14 protein-coding genes are annotated in these 20,838 nt (G+C 40.9%); 6 read left to right on the forward strand and 8 right to left on the reverse strand.

The genetic code is table 11. The features are described from left to right. Both UYC_RS0129520 and UYC_RS0129525 read left to right on the forward strand, forming a co-directional pair. A complete protein-coding gene (locus UYC_RS0129520; RefSeq protein ID WP_016877746.1) occupies nucleotides 1-375 on the forward strand; it encodes a hypothetical protein in 375 nt (124 codons plus the stop codon). 186 nt (nucleotides 376-561) lie between these two features. Beyond that, nucleotides 562-2,970, forward strand: a complete 2,409-nt coding sequence (locus UYC_RS0129525) for a tetratricopeptide repeat protein (protein WP_016877747.1) — start codon at nucleotides 562-564, stop codon at nucleotides 2,968-2,970. A 77-nt stretch (nucleotides 2,971-3,047) separates the two neighbouring features. Here the strand turns inward: UYC_RS0129525 and UYC_RS0129530 are convergent, their stop codons facing one another. Beyond that, nucleotides 3,048-5,534 carry an O-linked N-acetylglucosamine transferase family protein gene (locus tag UYC_RS0129530; RefSeq protein WP_016877748.1) on the reverse strand — a complete coding sequence of 829 codons (2,487 nt, stop codon included), beginning with the start codon at nucleotides 5,532-5,534 and terminating at the stop codon, nucleotides 3,048-3,050. Between the two features lie 428 nt (nucleotides 5,535-5,962). Here UYC_RS0129530 and UYC_RS0129535 point away from each other — a divergent pair, with 428 nt between their 5' ends. Continuing rightward, on the forward strand, nucleotides 5,963-7,321 hold the full coding sequence (locus UYC_RS0129535) for a UDP-N-acetylmuramoyl-tripeptide--D-alanyl-D-alanine ligase (protein ID WP_016877749.1): 1,359 nt from the start codon (nucleotides 5,963-5,965) through the stop codon (nucleotides 7,319-7,321). A 294-nt stretch (nucleotides 7,322-7,615) separates the two neighbouring features. Here the strand turns inward: UYC_RS0129535 and UYC_RS0129540 are convergent, their stop codons facing one another. From UYC_RS0129540 to UYC_RS0129550, 3 genes are all read right to left on the reverse strand, one after another. Next, entirely contained in the window at nucleotides 7,616-8,905 is a 1,290-nt protein-coding gene (locus tag UYC_RS0129540) for a hypothetical protein (protein WP_016877750.1), read from the reverse strand. A gap of 14 nt (nucleotides 8,906-8,919) precedes the next feature. Continuing rightward, the gene (locus UYC_RS0129545) at nucleotides 8,920-9,825 is read right to left on the reverse strand and encodes a hypothetical protein (protein WP_016877751.1); all 906 of its coding nucleotides are present in this window, start codon (nucleotides 9,823-9,825) and stop codon (nucleotides 8,920-8,922) included. A 64-nt stretch (nucleotides 9,826-9,889) separates the two neighbouring features. Next, nucleotides 9,890-12,409, reverse strand: a complete 2,520-nt coding sequence (locus tag UYC_RS0129550) for a dynamin family protein (protein WP_016877752.1) — start codon at nucleotides 12,407-12,409, stop codon at nucleotides 9,890-9,892. Between the two features lie 269 nt (nucleotides 12,410-12,678). On the opposite strand from UYC_RS0129550, the gene UYC_RS39660 reads away from it, so the two are divergent. Both UYC_RS39660 and UYC_RS0129555 read left to right on the forward strand, forming a co-directional pair. Next, entirely contained in the window at nucleotides 12,679-12,873 is a 195-nt protein-coding gene (locus tag UYC_RS39660) for a hypothetical protein (RefSeq protein ID WP_321164286.1), read from the forward strand. Between the two features lie 153 nt (nucleotides 12,874-13,026). After that, on the forward strand, nucleotides 13,027-13,599 hold the full coding sequence (locus UYC_RS0129555; RefSeq protein WP_016877753.1) for a GNAT family N-acetyltransferase: 573 nt from the start codon (nucleotides 13,027-13,029) through the stop codon (nucleotides 13,597-13,599). Between the two features lie 20 nt (nucleotides 13,600-13,619). Here the strand turns inward: UYC_RS0129555 and UYC_RS0129560 are convergent, their stop codons facing one another. Beyond that, entirely contained in the window at nucleotides 13,620-14,261 is a 642-nt protein-coding gene (locus UYC_RS0129560; protein ID WP_016879775.1) for a type I restriction endonuclease, read from the reverse strand. Here UYC_RS0129560 and UYC_RS38310 point away from each other — a divergent pair. After that, complete coding sequence (locus tag UYC_RS38310; RefSeq protein WP_127011402.1) at nucleotides 14,255-14,434, forward strand: hypothetical protein; 180 nt, start codon at nucleotides 14,255-14,257, stop codon at nucleotides 14,432-14,434. The two genes, UYC_RS0129560 and UYC_RS38310, sit on opposite strands and share 7 nt — an antisense overlap. 57 nt (nucleotides 14,435-14,491) lie before the next feature. Here UYC_RS38310 and UYC_RS0129565 read toward each other — a convergent pair whose 3' ends face one another. From UYC_RS0129565 to UYC_RS0129575, 3 genes are all read right to left on the reverse strand, one after another. Next, a complete protein-coding gene (locus tag UYC_RS0129565) occupies nucleotides 14,492-16,861 on the reverse strand; it encodes an acyl-CoA dehydrogenase (protein WP_016877756.1) in 2,370 nt (789 codons plus the stop codon). Nucleotides 16,862-17,102: 241 nt separating this feature from the next. After that, nucleotides 17,103-18,293: a thiolase family protein gene (locus UYC_RS0129570; protein ID WP_016877758.1), complete on the reverse strand. Its 1,191-nt coding sequence runs from the start codon at nucleotides 18,291-18,293 to the stop codon at nucleotides 17,103-17,105. Nucleotides 18,294-18,500: 207 nt separating this feature from the next. After that, complete coding sequence (locus UYC_RS0129575; protein ID WP_016877760.1) at nucleotides 18,501-20,834, reverse strand: 3-hydroxyacyl-CoA dehydrogenase/enoyl-CoA hydratase family protein; 2,334 nt, start codon at nucleotides 20,832-20,834, stop codon at nucleotides 18,501-18,503. Nucleotides 20,835-20,838 lie beyond the last annotated feature (4 nt).

Below are 20,838 nucleotides of genomic sequence, written 5' to 3' on the forward strand. Positions count from 1 at the left end.
ATGTCAGACAACCAAGAAGAAAATCCAATAGTAGAGAATTTGGAGCCGCCAGAAGTTAAACTGACGGCTCCTAAATTATTTGAGATAGAAAGCACTTGGTTAGTGGTAGCCAAAAATCGTCGTGTGAATCGGGATTGGGAAGCTTTAATGCAGCGCCATCCAGAAAACACTCTTCGCTGTTATGAGGATTTATGTACTGCACCAACCACTAGACAGCCAGGACGTGTTTTCCCTTTGAAGGGTAAACTCTATAAGGGGGCATGGGAATACGAGGTGACAAAAGGGGACAGAGTATTTTACGTTCCTGACCTTGAACAATTGAAAGTAGTTGTTTACTATGCAGGGAAACATCCTTCCCCTGCACCCATACCGTAAGTAGCAACTAGCGCGTGATTTTTAATCGCTAGGAAAGAATAAAATTTAACTTCAAGAGACTCTCTGTAGGAAAAGTCGGCAAAAAAGTCGGATTTACAGAAACTTATCCGAAAAGACAGCATGGGAACTGTAAACTATCAATAACTGGCCCTCAAGCTTGCAATTAAATATTCTCGCCGTTATACAATGGACGCTGAAGCAGTATTGGCATGGTTAGACACCGTAATTCCTACTCATACCGGAGAACGGTTGAGCGATCTGCAAAAAGTTATTCTTCAGCAAGTTTGGCACGGTCGAAGATATTTAGAAATTGCTAATTATTACGGTTGTACAGAGGGACACGCTAAAGATGTAGGCTCTCAGTTGTGGAAACTGCTTTCCGAAGTATTGAAAGAGAAGATTAACAAAAATAATTGCCGTGCCACTTTAGAGCGTATTCTCAGAAAAACTACTGCTATTTCAAGTTTTATATGTAACTCGCAATTTTCACCTCATACTATCCCGCTTGCAAACACAGATGGTGCGAATGAGGGATTAAATGCCAATTTTCTGGGACGAGCAGAAGCGATCGCCCACCTCAACAACTTAGTAAATCAAGGTATTAAAGTTATCGTCATTCAAGGTGAAGGCGGCGTAGGTAAAACCACTCTAGCTCAACAATATCTACAAACTCAGGGATTCGATTTAGTCTTGGAACTGTTGATGGCTAAGGAAACTCAAAATATCACTGCTGTGGAACACGTGGTGGAAGAGTGGTTGAAACAGGATTTTGATGAAGAACCTGGGGTGGAATTTGGAGTAACGCTGGGGCGGTTGAAGCGACAACTGCACACTCGCAGAATTGGTATTTTGATTGATAACCTAGAACCTGCACTCGATGGGCAAGGCAGATTTATTACTCCCCACCGCAATTATGTAGAACTATTGTGCGTTTTGGCTGATGCAAGGGTGCAGTCTGTGACTCTGATTACGAGTCGCGATCGCCTCTGCGAACCTGGTGTAAATGCATCCCACTATCGTCTTCCTGGTTTGGATATAACTACATGGCAGCAGTTTTTTATCAATCGAGGATTAGCAATTGATTTAATCACCCTGCAAAATATGCACCGTGCCTACGGAGGTAATGCCAAAGCAATGGGGATTTTGTGCGGTTCAATTCAGGAGGATTTTGACGGTGATATGGCTGTTTATTGGCAAGAAAATCATGCCGATCCTCTGTCTGCAACAGATTTAAAAAATTTGGCAGTTAGTCAAATTAATCGCCTGCAAGCCCTCGATCCTCAAGCTTATCGCCTGCTTTGCCGTCTGGGTTGTTATCGCTATCAAGATGTATCCCGAATTCCAACTCAAGGGTTATTAAATTTACTGTGGGATGTCCCGGCTTCGCAACATCGCCAAATTATAGTCTCTTTGAGAAATCGCTCTTTAGTGGAGTCTCATCAGGGCGAATACTGGCTGCATCCGGTAATTCGTACCGAAGCGATCGCTCGTTTGCGTAACAGTGATGAGTGGGAAACTACCAATCACAAAGCGGCAGAATTCTGGACAAACAACATACAACAGATTGCCACCTTTCAAGATGCTTTGCAAGCCCTGGAAGCCTATTATCACTACATAGAAATAAATGAATTTGAATTCGCAGGAAAAGTCATACTTAAAAGTAGAGATAATCAATGGCGGCAGTTTTTACCACTGGGTAGCACACTGTATCGCATGGGATGGCTTCAGCCTTTAATCGCTGCCATTACTCAAGTTCTTAACAATGTTAATGATAATCAAAATATCAGCGAACTATATAATATTTTAGGTGATTTGTACTGGATTACAGGCAAAATTTATCTAGCAGTTGAATGCCAAGAAAAAACAATTCATCTTGCTACTCAAGCACTAAAATCACTCATTCCCAAGCAAGAAAATAAACATACAGTATATTATTTGCGAATGCTGGAGGTAGATTCTCTCTTAAGTATTGGACTTTACAATATTGATTTGTGGGAACTAGAAGCAGCTGCCCAATTATTTCAGCAAGTTATTTACCTGGCTCAAAATACCGAACACCATCGCTGGGCAGAAAAAGCTTCTGTGTGTTTAGCCTTAGTCAATTCCCATTTAGGTTTGTGTGAGGCATCTTGCGCGTTAGCAGATGTAATCTATCACAATATTATTACAGAGCAAATCGTAGAACAAGCTGGGAGATTTGCTTATTTCATTCAAATACTAGGTCAAACATACGTTAATTTAGGAGATTTTACCAAAGCTAAAGAAATGTTCCAAAAAGCTTTAGCCTTTGCTGAAGAAAGTCATTATATGCAAGTCAAAGCAAAAACGTTGAATGGTTTAGCAGAAATTTATCGGCAGCAAAAAAATTTTGAATTAGCTCTTGCCAATCATGCAGAAGCAATTAAACTTTTGGATAAGATAGGCGCTAAATGTGACTTAGCTATTGCTTATTTTAATTTGGCTTTAACTTATCAAGAGATGGAAAAACCCATAAAAAGTAAAGTTAATTTTGAGCAAGCTATTCAGCTTTTTACTGAAATGAAGGCAACAAAACAAATAGAAAAAGTAGTAGGGTATTCGAGAAGAGTAAGCTAGTACTCCACCCCATTGATTTTGATAAGTCGCAGGTGTTCAGCTCCCCGACTTTTTTAAAAAGTCGGGGATCTATAATCTCATTTCCCTGAGTTAAACTTCTGCCTGCAAAGTTCTTGAAATAGCGATTCCATTTGCTTGGAGTAGGAACGACTATCCATAAATCTGGGGGGTTGCTGCATTTTTTGCTTGATTTCGGCACTCTTTTGTTGGCGCAGATTTGAATCTTGAGCAAGTGCGATCGCTAACTGCACGTAAGCCTCTTCACTGTTAGCAATTAAATCAGGCATTTGGAGTTCTCGTAGCAGGGCTGCTGCTGTTCTAGAGCGTAGAGCATTACCTTCCATAACAACAGAGGGTAGCCCAACTTCCAATGCCTCAACAGTTGTAGTAGCTCCGGAGTAGGGGTAGGAATCCAAATAGATGTCACCTAGTTTTAAACATTCTTTCACATTAGAGCGACCTTGAATATCTAAAAGAATTAGACGATTTTTTTCGATGCCATACTTGGCAAAAAAAGTAGTTATATTACTATAAAGAAATTGTTTAGAATACTGTGTGTCCCAAATAGGGCTGAATGGATATAAAACTAAGACAGCTTTAGGCACAGCAGCCATAATTTTTGCCCAAGTTACCCTTAACTCCGGAATAATCTTGAAAAAGCTAGCGCCAGAAATGAACACAACAGATTCATCTGGTATCCCTAGTATTTGTCTGTTAAGTTGAATTGTAGGAGCGTCTACTTCTTTAGTAAAATCGAAACAAAAGCCAGTGCCATTAATAGTCACTAACTGCTCGCGATAGTGGGCTTGCGCTTCCAAAGGCTCTGTCAAATTCCCAGAAATATAATAGTCAATATTTCGCGTTCCTGTTGTTGCAGGAGAAACGAAATAGGTAGTCTGTATACGTGCCAGTCGATGTAAAACTAATGAACCCAAGAAGGTTGTGGCGATAAATAAGATATCTAAATTATCAGCACGGATAATTTGCACTTGACTATGTGTGTCATTAGGTAATTTAGTTAACCGATCTGCACGGCTCTGACAATACTGCTCCAAAGGGTGGTCGTGTACTTCGATAACATATAAAATAATTTCAAATTTATCTCTATCTAAATACTCAAAAACAGGAAGCGTGTTGTAAGTTTCGGGGTGCGGAAGAAAATGATTTTTAAGCACTCCCAGGCGAATTTTTTTGAGGTTCGCAGGTCGTTCCGGAAAAGTATAATCAATCTTATAGTCTTTAGCTGTCAATACTAACTCTGCAAGTTCAGCACCTTTCGTAAAAATAACCCGCAGATTTTCAGTACTAAAATATAGAGGTGTGACATTAATACTTTTGACAACAAATGAAGCAACATTTTGCCAAAATTTTGAGTTTTGATTGTTGAAGAGGCTAACGTTGACGTAATTGACTAGTTTTTGGATATGGTGGTAGTACTGCTCTACCTCTTTTATCTCTTGAAAATAACCTGGATAGTAAAGGATAAAATTTAGATATTCTTTTAGAAACCAAAGCGGAACGCGAGTAAAATCATACGTCAATGGTAAGTGGTAAGCCTGACGATAGAGCATAGCTACTAGTAGATATTGAATTGCCCTTGGCTCATCAAATCCTCTAGCAATGTTTGCCACCAGCGAATCTACAAACTGCTGCTCTGCTTCTATTAGCTGTTCACCCTTAATGCCGCTATCTAGTAGCATTTGATGTGCTTTACCCACACTACTTAAGTAGATGCTTTCAATACTTTCTGTTGGTATTGTAAGTAAAAATTCAGCGAGTTGTTGTCTAATTTCGCGGATAGTAGGAACTACTGATGGTGCTTGCTCAACTAGCTTCTTAGGAATTAATGAAATGAAAGAGCTAAGGTTGATACTTTGGAGTTTTTTTTCTGCTATGGAAAAGCTTTTTAAATAAATCTGTGGATGAACGATCGCCAATTGAGAAATACTGTTATTTTTGAATTCCCGGTGGAGTGAAGGATATTTTTCTATACAATTATAATTAACAAAAAGTAAGAGATTTTGAGCGTAGCAAGGTTCTACATTTTCATGATTCCATATCTTCTTTCTTAGGTAGTCAATTACTACATACCCATTTTTTTGAAAGTGTTGCACCCAATAATCTGGCCATTGTTCGTTTAAGCTATATGTTCCTCCTTGAGAAGGTATAGCCGCCGAAAAAAGAATAACATCTCCAAGATTTGTGAGAGAATCGATAAACAACTTGGCACAGTCAATAGGGAAATTTTGAGCAAATTCTAGGGATATAACTAAATCAAACTTTCTATTTATTTGCAGCGGTTTTTGGAGGTCAAATGACAAAAATTCTGTTAGAGAAATTTGTAAATTTTCTGTGTCTATATAATCGCCATCTATTCCTAAGCAATCCTCAATCCCAAATTCTTTGAAAACAGATAGCCAAATTCCTGTACCACAACCCACATCAACCACACTATGCGGCAAGATTAACTCTAGAAGTAGAGGAATAATTTCTCTAGCTGAACGTCGCGAACTCTCTTGGCTTGACTCAGAGACTTTTTTAGGAGAGAATTCACTAGCTACCATAGTTTAAAACTCCTTATAGCACCTAACCCCTTTTCCCCTGAGCCTTTGGTTATTGTACAAGTGTGCTCATGAAGCTCATTCTACACCTTAAGAAGCACAATAAATTTAGACTATTTTAGTAGAGCAAGCTGAAGCGATGCTGAAGCGATCGCTAACATTGCTCCAAGCTGTGGTATCCCGGTTAACACCGATGATAGTGAAACTTGCAATTGCCGCTCGCTGGAACAGTGAAGGAATATACCTGATACAAATGATTAGTCTTTAATTCTTTCCCCCTGCCCCTCTGCCTCTTTTTTGACAGTTATTTGTAAAAATGTTAGCTTCGATACTTTATAGTATCCACAAAATAATTATAGGATTTAAAGGCTTTTGTCCTTGCAGCTTTTGCTTTTCACAAACAACTTTTTTAGAATCCCAAATCTCGAATTATGGCTTGTTCTGCCACCCTAAATCAACTGATTGACATTCTCGTTGCCAAACCTGCAAATTTATCAGATGCAGCATTAGCACAATTAAGTAGCGGTATACAAACTGACACGCGTATCCTCCAACCAGGTGAAGTTTTTTTGGCTTTACGTGGCGAAAAGTTTGATGGGCATGACTTTGTACAAACCGCGATCGCCAAAGGAGCCTTAGCAGCAATTGTGGATTTTGAATACCAAAATCCTCAATTTCCCGTGTTGCAGGTAGAAGACACCCTCAAGGCATATCAAAAAATCGGCAGATGGTGGCGCGATCGCTTTGAGATCCCAGTGATTGGGGTAACCGGTTCTGTGGGTAAAACCACTACCAAAGAATTAATCGCCGCCGTTTTAGCAACCCAGGGAAGCGTTCACAAAACTCATGCCAACTTTAATAACGAAATTGGCGTTCCAAAAACTCTCCTAGAACTAAGTGCAGAACAGGATTTTGCTGTGATTGAAATGGCGATGCGGGGTAAGGGACAAATTGCCGAACTCACGCAAATAGCCCGTCCGACAATTGGCGTCATTACTAATGTCGGGACAGCACATATAGAGTTACTTGGTTCTGAGATAGCGATCGCCTCTGCTAAGTGTGAGTTATTAGCAGAGATGCCCAAGGATGGTGTGGCGATTCTCAACCACGACAATCCCCTATTAATGGAGATGGCAGCGAAGGTTTGGCAAGGCAAAGTAGTGTCTTTTGGCTTTGATGGCGGAGATATTCAGGGCAAGTTGATAGATAGCGAAACTTTAGAAGTAGCAGGTATGCAATTACCCCTACCCATGCCAGGGCGTCACATTGGTGCTAATTACATGGCAGCTTTGGCAGTAGCGCAGGTTTTGGGCATTGATTGGTCAGCTTTGAAATCTGGCATTGAGGTGGATATGCCAAAAGGGCGATCGCAGCGGTTAGAATTGCCCAATGATGTAGTAATATTAGATGAGACTTACAATGCTGCACCAGAAGCTATGCTAGCGGCGTTAAATTTGCTGGCAGACACACCAGGAAAACGACGAATTGCTGTATTAGGTGCAATGAAAGAATTGGGAGAGCGATCGCACCAGTTACATCAGCGAGTTGGTGAAACAGTACGAAAATTGAACCTGGATGCTTTGTTGGTTTTGGTAGACGGACAAGACGCCGAAGTAATAGCTCAAAGTGCCCAAGGTATTCCCTCAGAGTGTTTTACGACTCATGCAGATTTGGCTGCAAGGTTGAAGAGTTTTATGAGAGAAGGCGATCGTATTCTTTTCAAAGCAGCCCATTCCGTGGGACTCGATCGGGTTGTCAGTCAGTTGCGTGCGGAATTTGCCAACTCTTAGAAGTTGGAAAGGTTTACCCCCACAATTGTCTGAAATATCTTTATGGTGGCTGCGATTGCCAGTATTTCCGCGATCGCATAGTACTGAGTCAGAGTTAACACCCCTATTAGTTCGCAGTTAGGGCTGTCTTAGCTGAAGCGCTGACTAAATATTAAGTCAATACAGAAGCCTATATCTGAAGTCGCGACGATAAGATAGCAGTGCCTTTTGTGTTGACTGGCTTAGGTTTATACATCATGTGTACAAGAGGTTTATTCGCCTTTATTTATCCTTTATTTATATCAATGACAGTGATTACTCATTTGGAGGTAAAAGATACAAGCCTGTTTCAGTATCAGCGTCAGGTAAGATATCTCGGCTGCTCCTAACATTTCTGCTTTCGCATAAAGCCGCAAAAGATTGTAAACTATCTAATCTTGCGGAAAGTTCGCTGTGAGCATCTAAATATTCAGCTATGGCAATTTGGCGATGTGTCCATACTTCATCAAACTTAGAGCTATAGGACATTTCAAACTCTACATCCACATCGGTTTTCTTGCGGCTAATTTGCTCAGGAGATAAGATGCGATCGCTTGGAGAAATTTCTATAATTCTTTCTACTCTTTCTTGAGAAATATATTCTTGAAAGCGAGGATGAGTAAAGCGATAAGCTGTAGATAAATAAGAGTTTTCATCAATGATTAATTCATTGCCCCAATTTTGCGCTACTTGTTTAAATTTTGGTACTTCGAGAGCTAGTAATTCTCTTGCTTCTTGATATTGACCAATTTCTAATAGAAGATGCACTTCTGTTGCTGTAGCCACCGCCCAACCTTGAATAGACACATCAGCATTAAGCATTAATTCTGCATCTAATTCTGGAGTAACTTGTAAAGCTTGGTTAGCTAAAAATAAACGAACTCTAGCAGCAACCTTTAGAGATTCTCTAGATGATTCATTAGGAAAGCGTTTGCGATCGTTAAGTTCAGCATTTAAAGCAGCAATCTCTTTAATTAGCATTGCTTGATGAAGATGAGAGATTGCTTTTGCAAAACTTTGTTGTTTTTGTCGGTTATCTTCTACTAATAAATAAAGATAGCCAAGTTGCCCAGAGATAATATCTAAACGATTTTCAACACGATTTAAACTAGCTCCAACTTGGCTAAAACCTTCTTTTATGCTACTGTCAATACGATATAAACCAGCTTCAATTCGGTCAAAACCTTCTTCCATAGACTGTTGAAGATGACCTAATTGCTTTTGAATTTGGTGCAATTTATAGCCCATATAGGCGAAACCAGCAATACTGACACCAAGATTTAAAACACTTGCACCAGCAGCTATTTGAGTTAAACCCATTACAGAGGATAAAGTTCTTTCAATACCTAATAATTTATAATAATTAGCACCTTCACCAATAACCTTAGCTCCGTTAATTAGTGTATTAGTCACTCCGGGTGCTTCTACTAAATGGCGGACAATTTGACCTGCATTTTCTGTACCAGCAGCCCAGCGAATAACGCTACCATAGCGTTTCATTGAGCCATCTAATAAACCTTTAATAATTTCTGGATTATTCACTAAAAGAGTAGTATCTATTAGCATTTATATTCTCACTTCTAGCGATTATAAACATCAAAATTTTCGTATGCTTCCATTTGCAGCCTATTGGATATAGTGAAATTAATAATTAACTCAGGTAATTTACGAAAAGCGTCATATCTATCAAGTTGATTAACATTAGATTTAAATCCTTCTTCACTTTGTTTTAGCTCAATATAAATTAAGTTAATATCATATTCTGATTCTCTTGCTGTCACTGAATAATTTTTGAGATTGGCTTGTTTTTGAGTAAAGCCACTTTCAGAACCTAACCATAAATATTTTGTAAATTTATAAAGTTTTTCTGCGTCATTAATATCAATGGATCTCTTAGCTTTCAATGATTCAAGAAAATCTGCTTGTGAGGCAGAAATTACTAGAACTAAAAACTGCTTATTAATTGTGTGTACTAGAGGTGATGGATAATTATAAACACATTCATTTTGTCCAGATTCTTGTTTAAAAGTAGTTTGTTTTGTTTGTTGAGGTTGTTTTTGGTAATTGGTTTTATAAAGCCAATAACCAACTGCTGTCACACTGAAGGCAATCATTGCTATAAGTCTCATATTTTCACTCTTTATGTTCATTCTATTTAAAAAAAATTTTATGCATTGAGAGAATGGATTTTTAGTTGTAAATAATGTTGGAAATTCACTAACTGGTGTTGTTATTTTGCAGGTTTTATTCTCCTGTATGGCTTCTTGCCAGATAAATTCTGTCAATTCTGTTACAGCAGATAGTTGGCACCCTTGAAGAATATAGCTGCTTATATTGTTAGAAATTTCTAATTCACTACACCATAATTCAATAGCATAACGTAGCTTTATAGGAAAAGAAATATTTCCAGATGGACGAGCATATTTCCTTTCAAGTTCATAGCCAACTTTGTAAGAAATTCTTTCTACAATTTCAACAAAACTCATGACGCTTTATCATTTAATAATATTTTTTTGCATTGTAAATCAGACAGTAATAACCATAATTAAATTAGATATAAGTTTGGCGGGAGTTTTCTTCTAACATCTGGCAAATGGCTGTTGCATTATTTTTTTTCATTTCAAAATCCTTCCAAAACTGTTTTTCCTGTTCAAAATTATCCTCGATAATATTTAATTGTTTTTCCAAAGCACGTTCAGCTAGATTAGTGAGGTCATTAACAGAATCTTCAAAGATACAACTAACATAATCTAAGCGTTTGAGAATCCAGTCTAGTAGAATATCCCATAAACTTTCTTTTCCTTTCTTAATTCCACTTGACCATTGTTTTGCCATTAAATCTGGGTATGGAAGGAAAAGTTCAATATACTCTACATCTGCCTTAATATCACGAGTTACCGATTCTGTATAACTACGAGTGACAGGTCTTGTTTTAGTTCTACTTTTTGTACTTTGAAAACACGAACCACTTTGATAATATTCTATATAGGTTTCATCTTCTGTTTTTGTACGTGTTACGTTTTCAGTTTTCTGACCAATTACTTCTGTCTTTTTAGAACGATTTTGCTTAATAGTATCTGAAAGTTCAAAAAATTTATCAGGTAAAGCTGGCAAATTTTGAGATATTTTTTTGCGTAGATCGCTTATTGCTGCTTTTTCAAAATCAATTGAAGAATCAAAGTTGTCTTCAGATAAACAAATTTTCAATCTTTCAATTTGTTCATCAACTAATGATTCTAAAGCTTGTTCAAATTGTTTCGCTTTTCCTTGGAGAAAGAACTCTGCTCTAGCTGATATAGCTGCTCTCATAGTGTGATATAAGAGACGGACATAGCGTTCATCATGCTCAAGCTCTTTCTGCCCTTTCTCATCATCAACACGTACACGCTTAACTAAATATTCTGATTCACGAGAAAATTGGTTTATTCTTCGGCTCACGTTATCATAGGTTTTAGCAATGTCATCAGCTAAAGAAGGTGATATAACTTCCCGTAGCTTATCTCTTAATTCAAAAGCTCCTTGATTATTTTTAAGAGCATCACGAACTGGAACAATTAAAACATCCGTTAAGTCTCCTTCTACCTCGCTGACAGCATCAAAAATTAGAGAAAAGCCATTACGACCTTTTTTTTCAGCATTTTTTTTAATCTTAAGTCGAATTTGAGGATTATCAGTTTTTAATCCTCCAATCAAATCCTCAATTTCCGTTTTAAATTCTCTGCCTATTTTCTTAATATTTTTATGCAAAATCTGCGTGATTTTATCTAATTTTTCTCTTTCTTCTTCAACTTGTTTTTGATGATAAATTTGTCTTGTTTGAATCAGGACATCTAGAAATTGTGATAAAGTCGAGTAGCTATCAAATACATCCACTAAAGCCGGAAGTATTACCAGTTCGGCAAATGATTCTTGAACCCGCACCCGAAAGAGTTCCCAAAGTTCTCTACCACCGCTCCATTCTAAACAATAGCGGAGAATTTGCCGCATAGTTTCATCATCAAGGGGCTTATTATCTTCTATATCATCTTCAATATTACGAAACCAATTTTTTAAATGTCGGTTTTCTTTAGTATTTAATTTAATTACCCCAGCACAATCTTGAAACATTGCTTGGATAAATTTTAACCGTGTCTTTTGAGCAACTTTTGATAATTCGTTAAAAGCTCCTGATCCCCAAGCACATTGGGCATAATATAAAAGACGAGCATTAAAAGGCAAAACATCAGGAAGTTCTGGAAGTGATAAAACGTCTTTAATTTCTTCTCTTAACTTATTAATTCGCACTTCTAGGGGTAAATCATCTGTTCCTCTCTGATCAACCCGATTCAAGATAAAAATCATTGAATCTGTGCGTCCCTGTAGATATTCAACAACTTTCTTTAATTCTTCTAATAGGCGTTTCCTGTGGTCATCATCCACTTGCATATAATCTAAAGCAACTAAACTAAAGGCTTTATTAACTTGCTGTTGAATAGTTGCCAAATTAGTTCTATCTTGAACTGATTTAAGTCCAGGTAAATCAATTAATTCTATCCCTATCCCTTGAGGTAAGCCTAGTAAGGAAGAATCACAAGCAGGTAAAAGAGGAACATAAGCTGTTACTTGTGGTGCAACATATTCTCGCTTTTTACGTGCATCGTGATATGAGTGCATCACTGTGCGAATGCGTTGATATAAGTCTTCATCACTTAATCCTGTCCATTCACCAGTATCCCAAACAGCATCCTCTGTTTCTGCAATGAATAATTTTTGTTCCTGAGAGTGTTTTAGACTTAAAACTCCACCGCTCATTTCTCCTGCTTCAATAGGCGCAATTTTTCGACCGATTAGCGCATTAACAATTGTTGACTTTCCAGAGGAGGTTGTGCCAATGGTAGCAATGCGAAAACTAGGGTTTTCTAATCGTTGCGTTGCTTCTTGATAAACAGTTAAAAATCCTTTTAAACAAGATTTAATACCTGGATCTTCAAAAATATCAGGAGATGAATTAATTAAGCTAGAGACGGAGTTACCTAATTCTTGTAAGAGTTTACGTGTGTTATTTAACTTAGAATCAATATTGAGTTCCATTTAGTTGGCTCTATAATTGCAAATTTTTTATATAAGGTTGCTAGGAAACCTCACTACAATTTTGGGTGTAGTAAATAAGGCGATAACCACACAAATATTTTTACTTTGTTGGCAATGCTATTGTTATAAAATAGACTAAATTTTACTAAACAGGTTGCGTATTATTTCGTATTTAACCTGTCTTCTGCTAACTAAACACAATGCTGCATCAGTGATAGAGACGCATTGTCCATGCAACTCCTGGGCGCATCCGCTTTCGTATTCCTCGGCTGACTAGAGATTCTGAGTATGCCGAGAAACTCAAATTAATGCTTAAATCCACTCCTAACATCACAAATGTCCGCGTTAACCCCAGATCTGCATCTATTGTCATCAATTACCAAGCAGACACCGTTTCAGATGAGAAAATGCGATCGCATCTGATTCAGCTGATTCAGACTGCCCCATGTATGCCCTTGTCATAGCAACCATTTCTCCAAACGGGCGATCGCCAAAAGGATATTGAGCTATCAGCCATTTATATGCGAATTTTAATAATAAAAGAAAATTTTGGGGTATCAGTTAGAAGTGATGGGTTTTATTTGTAACTTGTAACTCCTAACTTTTAAACTAAATTTATGAGCAGTATTTATCCACCCTTAGAAACCGAACGTCTCATTCTCCGAGAGTTTGTAGAGTCAGATTGGCAGGCAGTGCATATCTACGCCTCCGATCCAGCTGTTGTACGTTATCTACCATTTGGCCCCAATACAGAAGAAGATACCAAAAATTTTTTGCAAGCAGAGGTAAAAATGCGACGAAAAAAATTGCGTCAGCATTTTGCTTTTGCAGTTACTTTAAAAGCAAACAAACAAGTCATTGGCTCCTGTCGCATTTCCATCACCAACCTAGACAAGCGAGAAGCCTCGATCGGATTCTGCTTGGCTAAGGAATTCTGGGGAAAAGGATATGCAACCGAATTGGGAAGCAAGCTTCTAGAATTTGGCTTTAAGCAATTAAATTTACATCGAATTTTTGCAATCTGCGATCCGCAAAACAAAGCCTCGATGAGAGTTTTAATAAAAATTTGTATGCGTCAAGAAGGATATCTGCGAGAGTATGAATTAATTAAAGGTCAATGGCGAGATGCTTTATTATTTGCCATTTTGGAGCGGGAATTGATGCAGATACAATTTCTTAGTATTGCGTAAGTTGGTTGCAGAAAAGTAGTTTAATTAGTAGGTGCGATCGCCTGACCAATACGCTTCAGAATTTGTAAAATTTCGTATAGTTCTCTTTTTGATGTAAACAGTGCAAAAACCCTTGACAAGTCGTATTGAGGAGTTTCTGTTTGTGTCAATTTAATAAATAAAACATCATCGCCATTAGTCACCATGCCAAACACAGGTTTATCGGAGTTAGGGTTAGCCATCAAATAAGCTAGTGCTTGTGGTAAAGCCGTCCAAACTGAAAGCGTCGTTTTTTTGGACTCCAATACCATAACCCAAAACTGATTTTGCAGCACCAATACGTCAATCCGTCCGCGCAGTACCTCCTCTCCATCATTCAGCACCAGATCTACCGATGATTCCGCCTTGATTCTAAAAGGAGGATCGTAAAATCCTGCCAGTGCTAGCAAGGGAGATACTACTAACAACATCACAGTCCCTTCTAATAAATCACCTTCGCCACGGTGATAGAGATACCTGCGCCGCAGAACATCTAAAGAAGCTTTTTCAGCTTCCGTAATTTCCGGTAAATCTTCAAACCATTCTGTAAAAAATTGCTCGTCTTCAATCCGAACTAGACCAAATCGGGTTTCGGCATCCGTTAAACTGGTAATCGCTTCTGTAATTGCTGCTGCCTGTGTCATCGCGTCTTTACCTTCCTGTTTCTTTTTGCCCGTTACTTTTTCAGGAAGAATCGCAACGGCTAACGTCAACCTCTTACGAGGTCAATATAATCATGACACAACTGCAAGGGGCGATCGTAGTTTTACCAGACAACCAAGCGATCGCGGGTGAGGCGATCGCATCTAAGGTTTAAGATAGGCAGAATAACTTTTCTCCCCAAAAATTGTAACGATGTAAATCACACAACTCTCTAAACCAACACAGGTTTAAGCATCTCTTGTGCGGAAATATCCGATTTTCCTTGCTGATATTCCTCCAGCGTAAACGCATCTACCTGAATAGCATCATTGCGAGCAATCTCTGCCTCACGCAAAAGTTCAGCCTCTTGGGAACTAATTACTCCCGCCTCTAGTGCTGCTGCAATTAGGCGTTCGGGTTTTTGCTGCGGTAGCTTACCAGCATGGCTGGCTGCTTTGATGGTTTTGAGAATTGACTCGGCTTGGGATGACAACATAAAAGCGTGTTCCAAACGTCCCAATGCTTCATCCACAGAGGTAGGAATATATATACCTGCGGTGAGCCTATCGCGGCGCTGCCCTATAGTCTGAAGGCTGCGGGCAACTTCACTGCCAAGTTGATCGGAGGGCATGGTGCCAATGGGATTTAGTCGCCACCACCAACTAATCGGCCCTTGGAATAAGCTACCGAGTACAGGTATGGGCATATTATTGAAAATACCCTCGAATCCCTGCTGAATTTGAGCAAAGGTATATTGCATTGCCCAGTCAACAAAGGGCAAGTCTTCTGATAACGAACCTTCCGCCTCGAACCGACGCAGGGTTGCTGTTCCTAAATACATCCACGACAGAATATCAGCAAACCTTCCAGTCAGCTTTTCTCGCCGCTTCAGCGTGCCACCAAAACAGAACAAGGCAACATCAGTGAGGAAAGCAAAGGTAGCAGATGCCCACTCTAGTTTGCGGTAATATTTAGCTGTCGCTCCTTTGACGGGAGAACTAGCCAAATATCCACGGGAAATACTGAGGAGAACAGCACGAAAAGCATTACGTATAGTTAGCCCGATGTGATTCCAGAATACTTGGTCAAAAGCATTTACATCAGACTGATTGAGAGCGGTAATTTCTGAATATACATAGGGGTGACAGCGAATCGCTCCCTGACCGAAAATCATCATTGTGCGGGTGAGGATATTTGCTCCTTCGACGGTAATAGAAATTGGTGTTGCTGTATAAATATTTGCCAATAGATTTCTCGGCCCGCGACAAATTCCCGCGCCTCCTTGAATGTCCATGCCGTCATTGATAATTTTGCGAGACAGTTCTGTTAGGTTATACTTGGCGATCGCCGAAATTACTGCTGGCTGTTCGCCTTTGTCTACCGCACCACAGGTATAGGTGCGAGCCGCTTCCATCAGATATGTTAAACCGCCAATCCGCGCTAAAGGTTCTTCTACGCCTTCAAAACGACCAATCGGTAAACCAAACTGTTGCCGCACTACTGAATGAGCGCCTGTCACCCTTGCTACTAGTTTGGCAACTCCTGCACAGCTAGCCGGGAAGCTGATGCCTCGACCTGCTGCCAAGGATTGCATGAGCATCTTCCAGCCCTGTCCTGCCTGTTCCACACCGCCAATAATTTGGTCTATAGGAATGACTACATCATGTCCTTCTGTAGGTGAATTGTAAAAAGGCACACCCATCGGATCGTGACGCTTTCCGAGAACAACACCAGGCGTATCAGTATGAATTAAGGCGCAGGTAATACCTACATCTTCCCCCTTACCTAAAAGATTGTTGGGATCTCGCAGTCTAAAAGCCAGCCCCAACAGAGTAGCGATCGCACCCAAAGTAATGTATCTTTTTTTCCAGTTCAATCGCAGATAAAGCTTGCCATCTTCACTCTTAAACACCACCCCTTCAGACTTGATACTTGCCGCATCCGAACCCGCATTCGGTTCAGTCAAGGCAAAACAGGGAATTTCTTCTCCCCTAGCTAGGCGTGGCAAATAATGATTTTTCTGTTCGGGTGTACCGTAACGCAATAATAATTTAGCAGGCCCCAAGGAGTTTGTTACACCAACGGTAGCGATATGAGTAAAAGAACGGGATGCCAACTTTGTCATCACATTACTGTAGGCGAAGTTGGAAAAGCCCAAACCACCGTACTCTTTCGGAATCATCATTCCCAAGAAGCGCTCTTGTTTGAGATAGTCCCAAACTTCAGGTGGTAAATCCTTGCGGCGATAAATTTCCCAATCGCTTACCATCTGACAAACTTGTTCAACCGGCCCATCCAGAAATGCTTGTAATTCTGGTGTAATTTGAGGATAGGGTTCGCTTCTAATTCTTTGGAAATCAGGCTTACCAGAAAAGAACTCGCCATCCACCCAAACATTTCCCGCTTCAATTGCTGCCCGCTCAGTATCAGAAATTTTCGGTAATATATTGAATGCTTTTATACCTTGAATTAATGGAGATGTGAGGAGCGATCGCCTCAGAATTGGCACATTCAAAATCGCAATTACTACACCAAACAATACCCAAACCCAAACAGGTGCTTGCCATGCTGCCAACACTACCGCAAAATAGAGCGACCACATCCACAACGGAACACCGATGTAGCCCAGTAAAAGTAATAAAATAGACGCGGTGACGCGGAGAAACAAAGACGCGGGGAAGGATTGTAGGTAATCTGGTACAAGGAAAAGAAGAATCATAGCTTTATCCCAACTCGTTTCGTAGGCAGGTAAATACAGTGATTAAGGCTGACACGGTGAGTTTAAAGTACACAGGGATGCAGTGATATCTTCCCTCACCGCGTCCCACTGTCTCCGCGTCTTCCTAAACCCTGTGAGATGACAAATTCTCAAACACCGCCGCTGCTCCCATTCCGCCACCAACGCACATCGTCACGAGTCCGTAACGAACACCGCGCCGTTTCATTTCGTGGAGGATAGTAGCTGTCAGCTTCGCACCCGTGCAACCCAAAGGATGGCCGAGAGCGATCGCGCCACCATTTACATTTACAATTTCCTGATTCAAACCAAGTTTGTGAATTACGGCTAAACTTTGGGCGGCAAAGGCTTCATTGAGTTCAATCAATCCGATATCATCTAAAGTTAAACCCACCTGCTTCAGCACCTTTGGCACTGCTTCCACAGGGCCGATACCCATGATTTCTGGAGCTACACCAGCCACCGCATACCCTAACATTCGTCCCAGGGGCTGGATGCCGAGTTCCTTGACCATGCGATCGCTCATCAGCACCGTTGCCGCCGCACCATCTGACATTTGCGAAGAAGTACCAGCCGTAACTGTGCCACCAATACGAAACGCAGGTTGCAACTTAGCTAGAGCTGCCAAGCTGGTATCGGGACGCGGCCCTTCATCGACCTGGAAAACCTTCTCTACCAACTGCGTTTTGCCATCTATGTATAAAGTTTCTCGTACTTGTAGAGGCACAATTTCTTCAGCAAACCGATTTTGTCCAATTGCAGCTAAGGCTTTTTGATGCGATCGCAAGGCAAAGGCATCTTGATCCTCACGGGAAATGTGGTACTGCTGTGCCACGTTTTCTGCCGTAATGCCCATCGTCGAGTAGGCTTGAGGATTTTCTGCCATCATCTCCGGGTTAGGAGCTAAATAATGGCCTCCCATCGGAATCAAGCTCATGGACTCGGCTCCACCCGCAACCATCACGTCTGCTTGCCCTGTCATAATCGCCTGGTTTGCCATCGCAATGGTTTGGAGTCCGGAGGCGCAGAAGCGGTTAACCGTGCTACCTGGTACAGAATCCGGTAAGCCTGCTCGCTGGGCTATAACTCGCCCCAAATTAAATCCTTGTTCAGCTTCCGGAAAAGCACAGCCAAAGATGACATCATCAATGCGATCTGGATCGAGACCTTTTACTTGTTCAATAGCGGCTTTAGTTGCAACTGCTCCCATATCATCAGAGCGCATATTACGTAGCGTGCCGCGTGGGGCTTTGCCAACAGCAGTCCGGACACTACTTACAATGTAGGCTTCTTTCATGTTTCCTCACCAAGTTTTGAATATTTTTAGGGATATGAACCACAAAGGACACAAAGGACACAAAGAATTCTCACTTTGCGGCGGACACTTGACTCAAGTCGGGAAACCCTTACTTTCGCTTATCCGCTACCTACTTCTATCCGCTCCGCGTCTACGGCAGTGTCCTCCTCTTTGCGCTCTTTGTGCTCTTTGTGGTTCGTTGTTATATTAATTTCGCAGCGGTTTCTTCGTCTTAAGCATATGCATAATCCGCTCTTGAGTCTTGGATTGCTGCAATAGTGGTAAAAACTTCTCTCGCTCCAGCTGCAATAGGTAATCTTCATCAACTAAAGCAGGTGCAGTTAATTCCCCACCAGTCATGACATAGGCTAGGTTTTCAGCGAGATAGCGATCGTATTCACTGATGAAACCTCCTTGCTGCATGATGTAGGCAGCTTGTTCCAGCATTGCCTGCGCCGGACGCCCCAGCACCATAATTGCGTTGCGATTTGGGGGTGGCGTGTAGCCTGTTTTTTCCAGACACACCACTTCTTGTTTGGCAACATCCAACCGCCGATCTGCATTCATCACAATTTTGGTTTTGGGTGAGAGGAAACCCAATTCCTGCGCTTCGTAAGCACTATTAGAAACTTTTGCCATGCCAACGGTTTCAAAAGCTTGGCGTAAGAAAGGCTGAATATGTTGGGGTGATTCGCTTGCTGCCCGCTCGGCTGCCCAAGTCACCATCCGCATAATACCACCTGCGCCCGGAATCAGACCGACGCTGAGTTCTACTAACCCAATATAGGATTCGGCTGCTGCAACAACGTGCGGACAAGCCATTACTAACTCACAGCCACCTCCCAAAGCGCGTCCAACAACCGCGGCAACAATGGGTTTGGGGAAATATTGAATCCGTTGTAGCAGTGACTGATACTTGACGATGAGGTTGGCGATCGCTTGGAAATTTCCCGTCTGTGCCAGCATTCCCATTTCTGCCAAATTTGCCCCAGCAGAGAAATTCGCGCTGTCGTTGCCAATTACCAATCCTCGAAATTCGCTATTTTCAAGGAGATCTAGCACCTCATTGAAGCCATTTACCACCTGCAAGCTTAAGGTATTACCTTTAGAGCGAAACTCGTACAAAACTACCCCATCTCCCAAATCCAGCAACGCCGCCTCTGAATTTTGCCACAGCGTCCTTTCTGGATCTGCTTTTAACGCCGTCAAGTTAATTTCATCAACTTTACCTGTCTGTGAAATTACACCTTCATAGAAAACAGATTCCCTTCTGCCTTCTGCCTTCTGCCTTCTGCCTTTCTCCTCCACCCACTCCGGCACCGGAATACTAGCAGCTTTCATATCTGCCAGCACAGTTTCAAATCCAAGCGCATCCCAAATTTCAAAGGGGCCAAGTTCCCAGCCAAATCCCCAGCGCATAGCCTTATCAATATCGGCAGGACTGTCAGCAATTTCGGGAATGCGACGAGCACTGTATGCCAAAATATTTAAGGTTAATTGCCGGAAGAAATCACCTGCACGACCAGGATGTTGATAGAGAATGTGTAGGCGTTTCTTTAAATCGTGAATTTGACTGAGTGCCTCAATATCCCCCAAGTTCATAGGTTTAGCTGGTTCATAAGCCAATGTTCCTGGATTGATAGAGAGAATTTCTTTGCCTTGCTTCTTGTAAAATCCTTGACCTGTTTTTACACCTAATGACCCTGTTTCTACTAGTTTGCGCAGTAGCTGGGGAACGCGAAAAATCTCACGGCTTTCATCTTGGGGAATCGCTGGATAGAGGTTTTCTGCTACATACAACAGTGTATCTAATCCTACTAAGTCCGCAGTCCGGAATGTTGCTGACTTTGGTCGTCCCACCAGCGTTCCCGTGAGAGTATCAATTTCTTCAATGGTGTATCCCTGCTCGGTCAATGCCCGCAAACCCAGCATTGTTACATACATCCCAATGCGATTGGCAATAAAATTAGGAGTATCTTTTGCTACTACTACTCCTTTGCCTAGATATAGTTCGCCAAACCACTGCATCCTGTTTATTACTTCGGTTGCAGTATTTTTTGTTGGAATAAGTTCAAGTAATTTCAGATAGCGTGGAGGGTTAAAAAAGTGAGTTCCTAAAAACCTTTTGTGGAAAGATTCAGAGCGTCCTTGAGCAATTGCGTTGATAGGCAATCCACTAGTATTTGTAGACACGACTGTATCATCCCGAATAACTTCTTCAACCCGTGCCATCAACTGCTGCTTGATAGCCAGATTTTCTACCACCGCTTCAATTACCCAATCAACATCAGCAATCCTGTGAAAATGCTCGTCAAAATTGCCCAGAATTACCCGACGGGCAGTTTTTTCTGTAAAGAAGATTGGTGGAGACTGTTTTAAAGCTTTTTTGAATGCTGATTCGACTATTTCGTTTTTATTGCTGGTTTTGGCAGGAATATCTAATAAATGTACAGTCAATCCTGCATTAGCGAGATGAGCGGCAATTTGGGTTCCCATTATCCCCGCACCGAGAACGGCAGCTGTGCGGAACGGCTTAAACATAGTT

The organism is Chlorogloeopsis fritschii PCC 6912, assembly GCF_000317285.1.
Taxonomy (GTDB): domain Bacteria; phylum Cyanobacteriota; class Cyanobacteriia; order Cyanobacteriales; family Nostocaceae; genus Chlorogloeopsis; species Chlorogloeopsis fritschii.

Excerpts from the sequence above, each read along its gene's own strand:
- UYC_RS0129545 (WP_016877751.1), bottom strand. The coding sequence starts at position 9,825 with ATGAGTTTTGTTGAAATTGTAGAAAGAATTTCTTACAAAGTTGGCTAT.
- UYC_RS0129555 (WP_016877753.1), top strand. The coding sequence starts at position 13,027 with ATGAGCAGTATTTATCCACCCTTAGAAACCGAACGTCTCATTCTCCGA.
- UYC_RS0129535 (WP_016877749.1), top strand. The coding sequence starts at position 5,963 with ATGGCTTGTTCTGCCACCCTAAATCAACTGATTGACATTCTCGTTGCC.
- UYC_RS0129520 (WP_016877746.1), top strand. The coding sequence starts at position 1 with ATGTCAGACAACCAAGAAGAAAATCCAATAGTAGAGAATTTGGAGCCG.
- UYC_RS0129550 (WP_016877752.1), bottom strand. The coding sequence starts at position 12,409 with ATGGAACTCAATATTGATTCTAAGTTAAATAACACACGTAAACTCTTA.
- UYC_RS0129570 (WP_016877758.1), bottom strand. The coding sequence starts at position 18,293 with ATGAAAGAAGCCTACATTGTAAGTAGTGTCCGGACTGCTGTTGGCAAA.
- UYC_RS0129575 (WP_016877760.1), bottom strand. The coding sequence starts at position 20,834 with ATGTTTAAGCCGTTCCGCACAGCTGCCGTTCTCGGTGCGGGGATAATG.
- UYC_RS0129565 (WP_016877756.1), bottom strand. The coding sequence starts at position 16,861 with ATGTGGTCGCTCTATTTTGCGGTAGTGTTGGCAGCATGGCAAGCACCT.
- UYC_RS0129525 (WP_016877747.1), top strand. The coding sequence starts at position 562 with ATGGACGCTGAAGCAGTATTGGCATGGTTAGACACCGTAATTCCTACT.
- UYC_RS0129560 (WP_016879775.1), bottom strand. The coding sequence starts at position 14,261 with ATGACACAGGCAGCAGCAATTACAGAAGCGATTACCAGTTTAACGGAT.
- UYC_RS0129530 (WP_016877748.1), bottom strand. The coding sequence starts at position 5,534 with ATGGTAGCTAGTGAATTCTCTCCTAAAAAAGTCTCTGAGTCAAGCCAA.
- UYC_RS0129540 (WP_016877750.1), bottom strand. The coding sequence starts at position 8,905 with ATGCTAATAGATACTACTCTTTTAGTGAATAATCCAGAAATTATTAAA.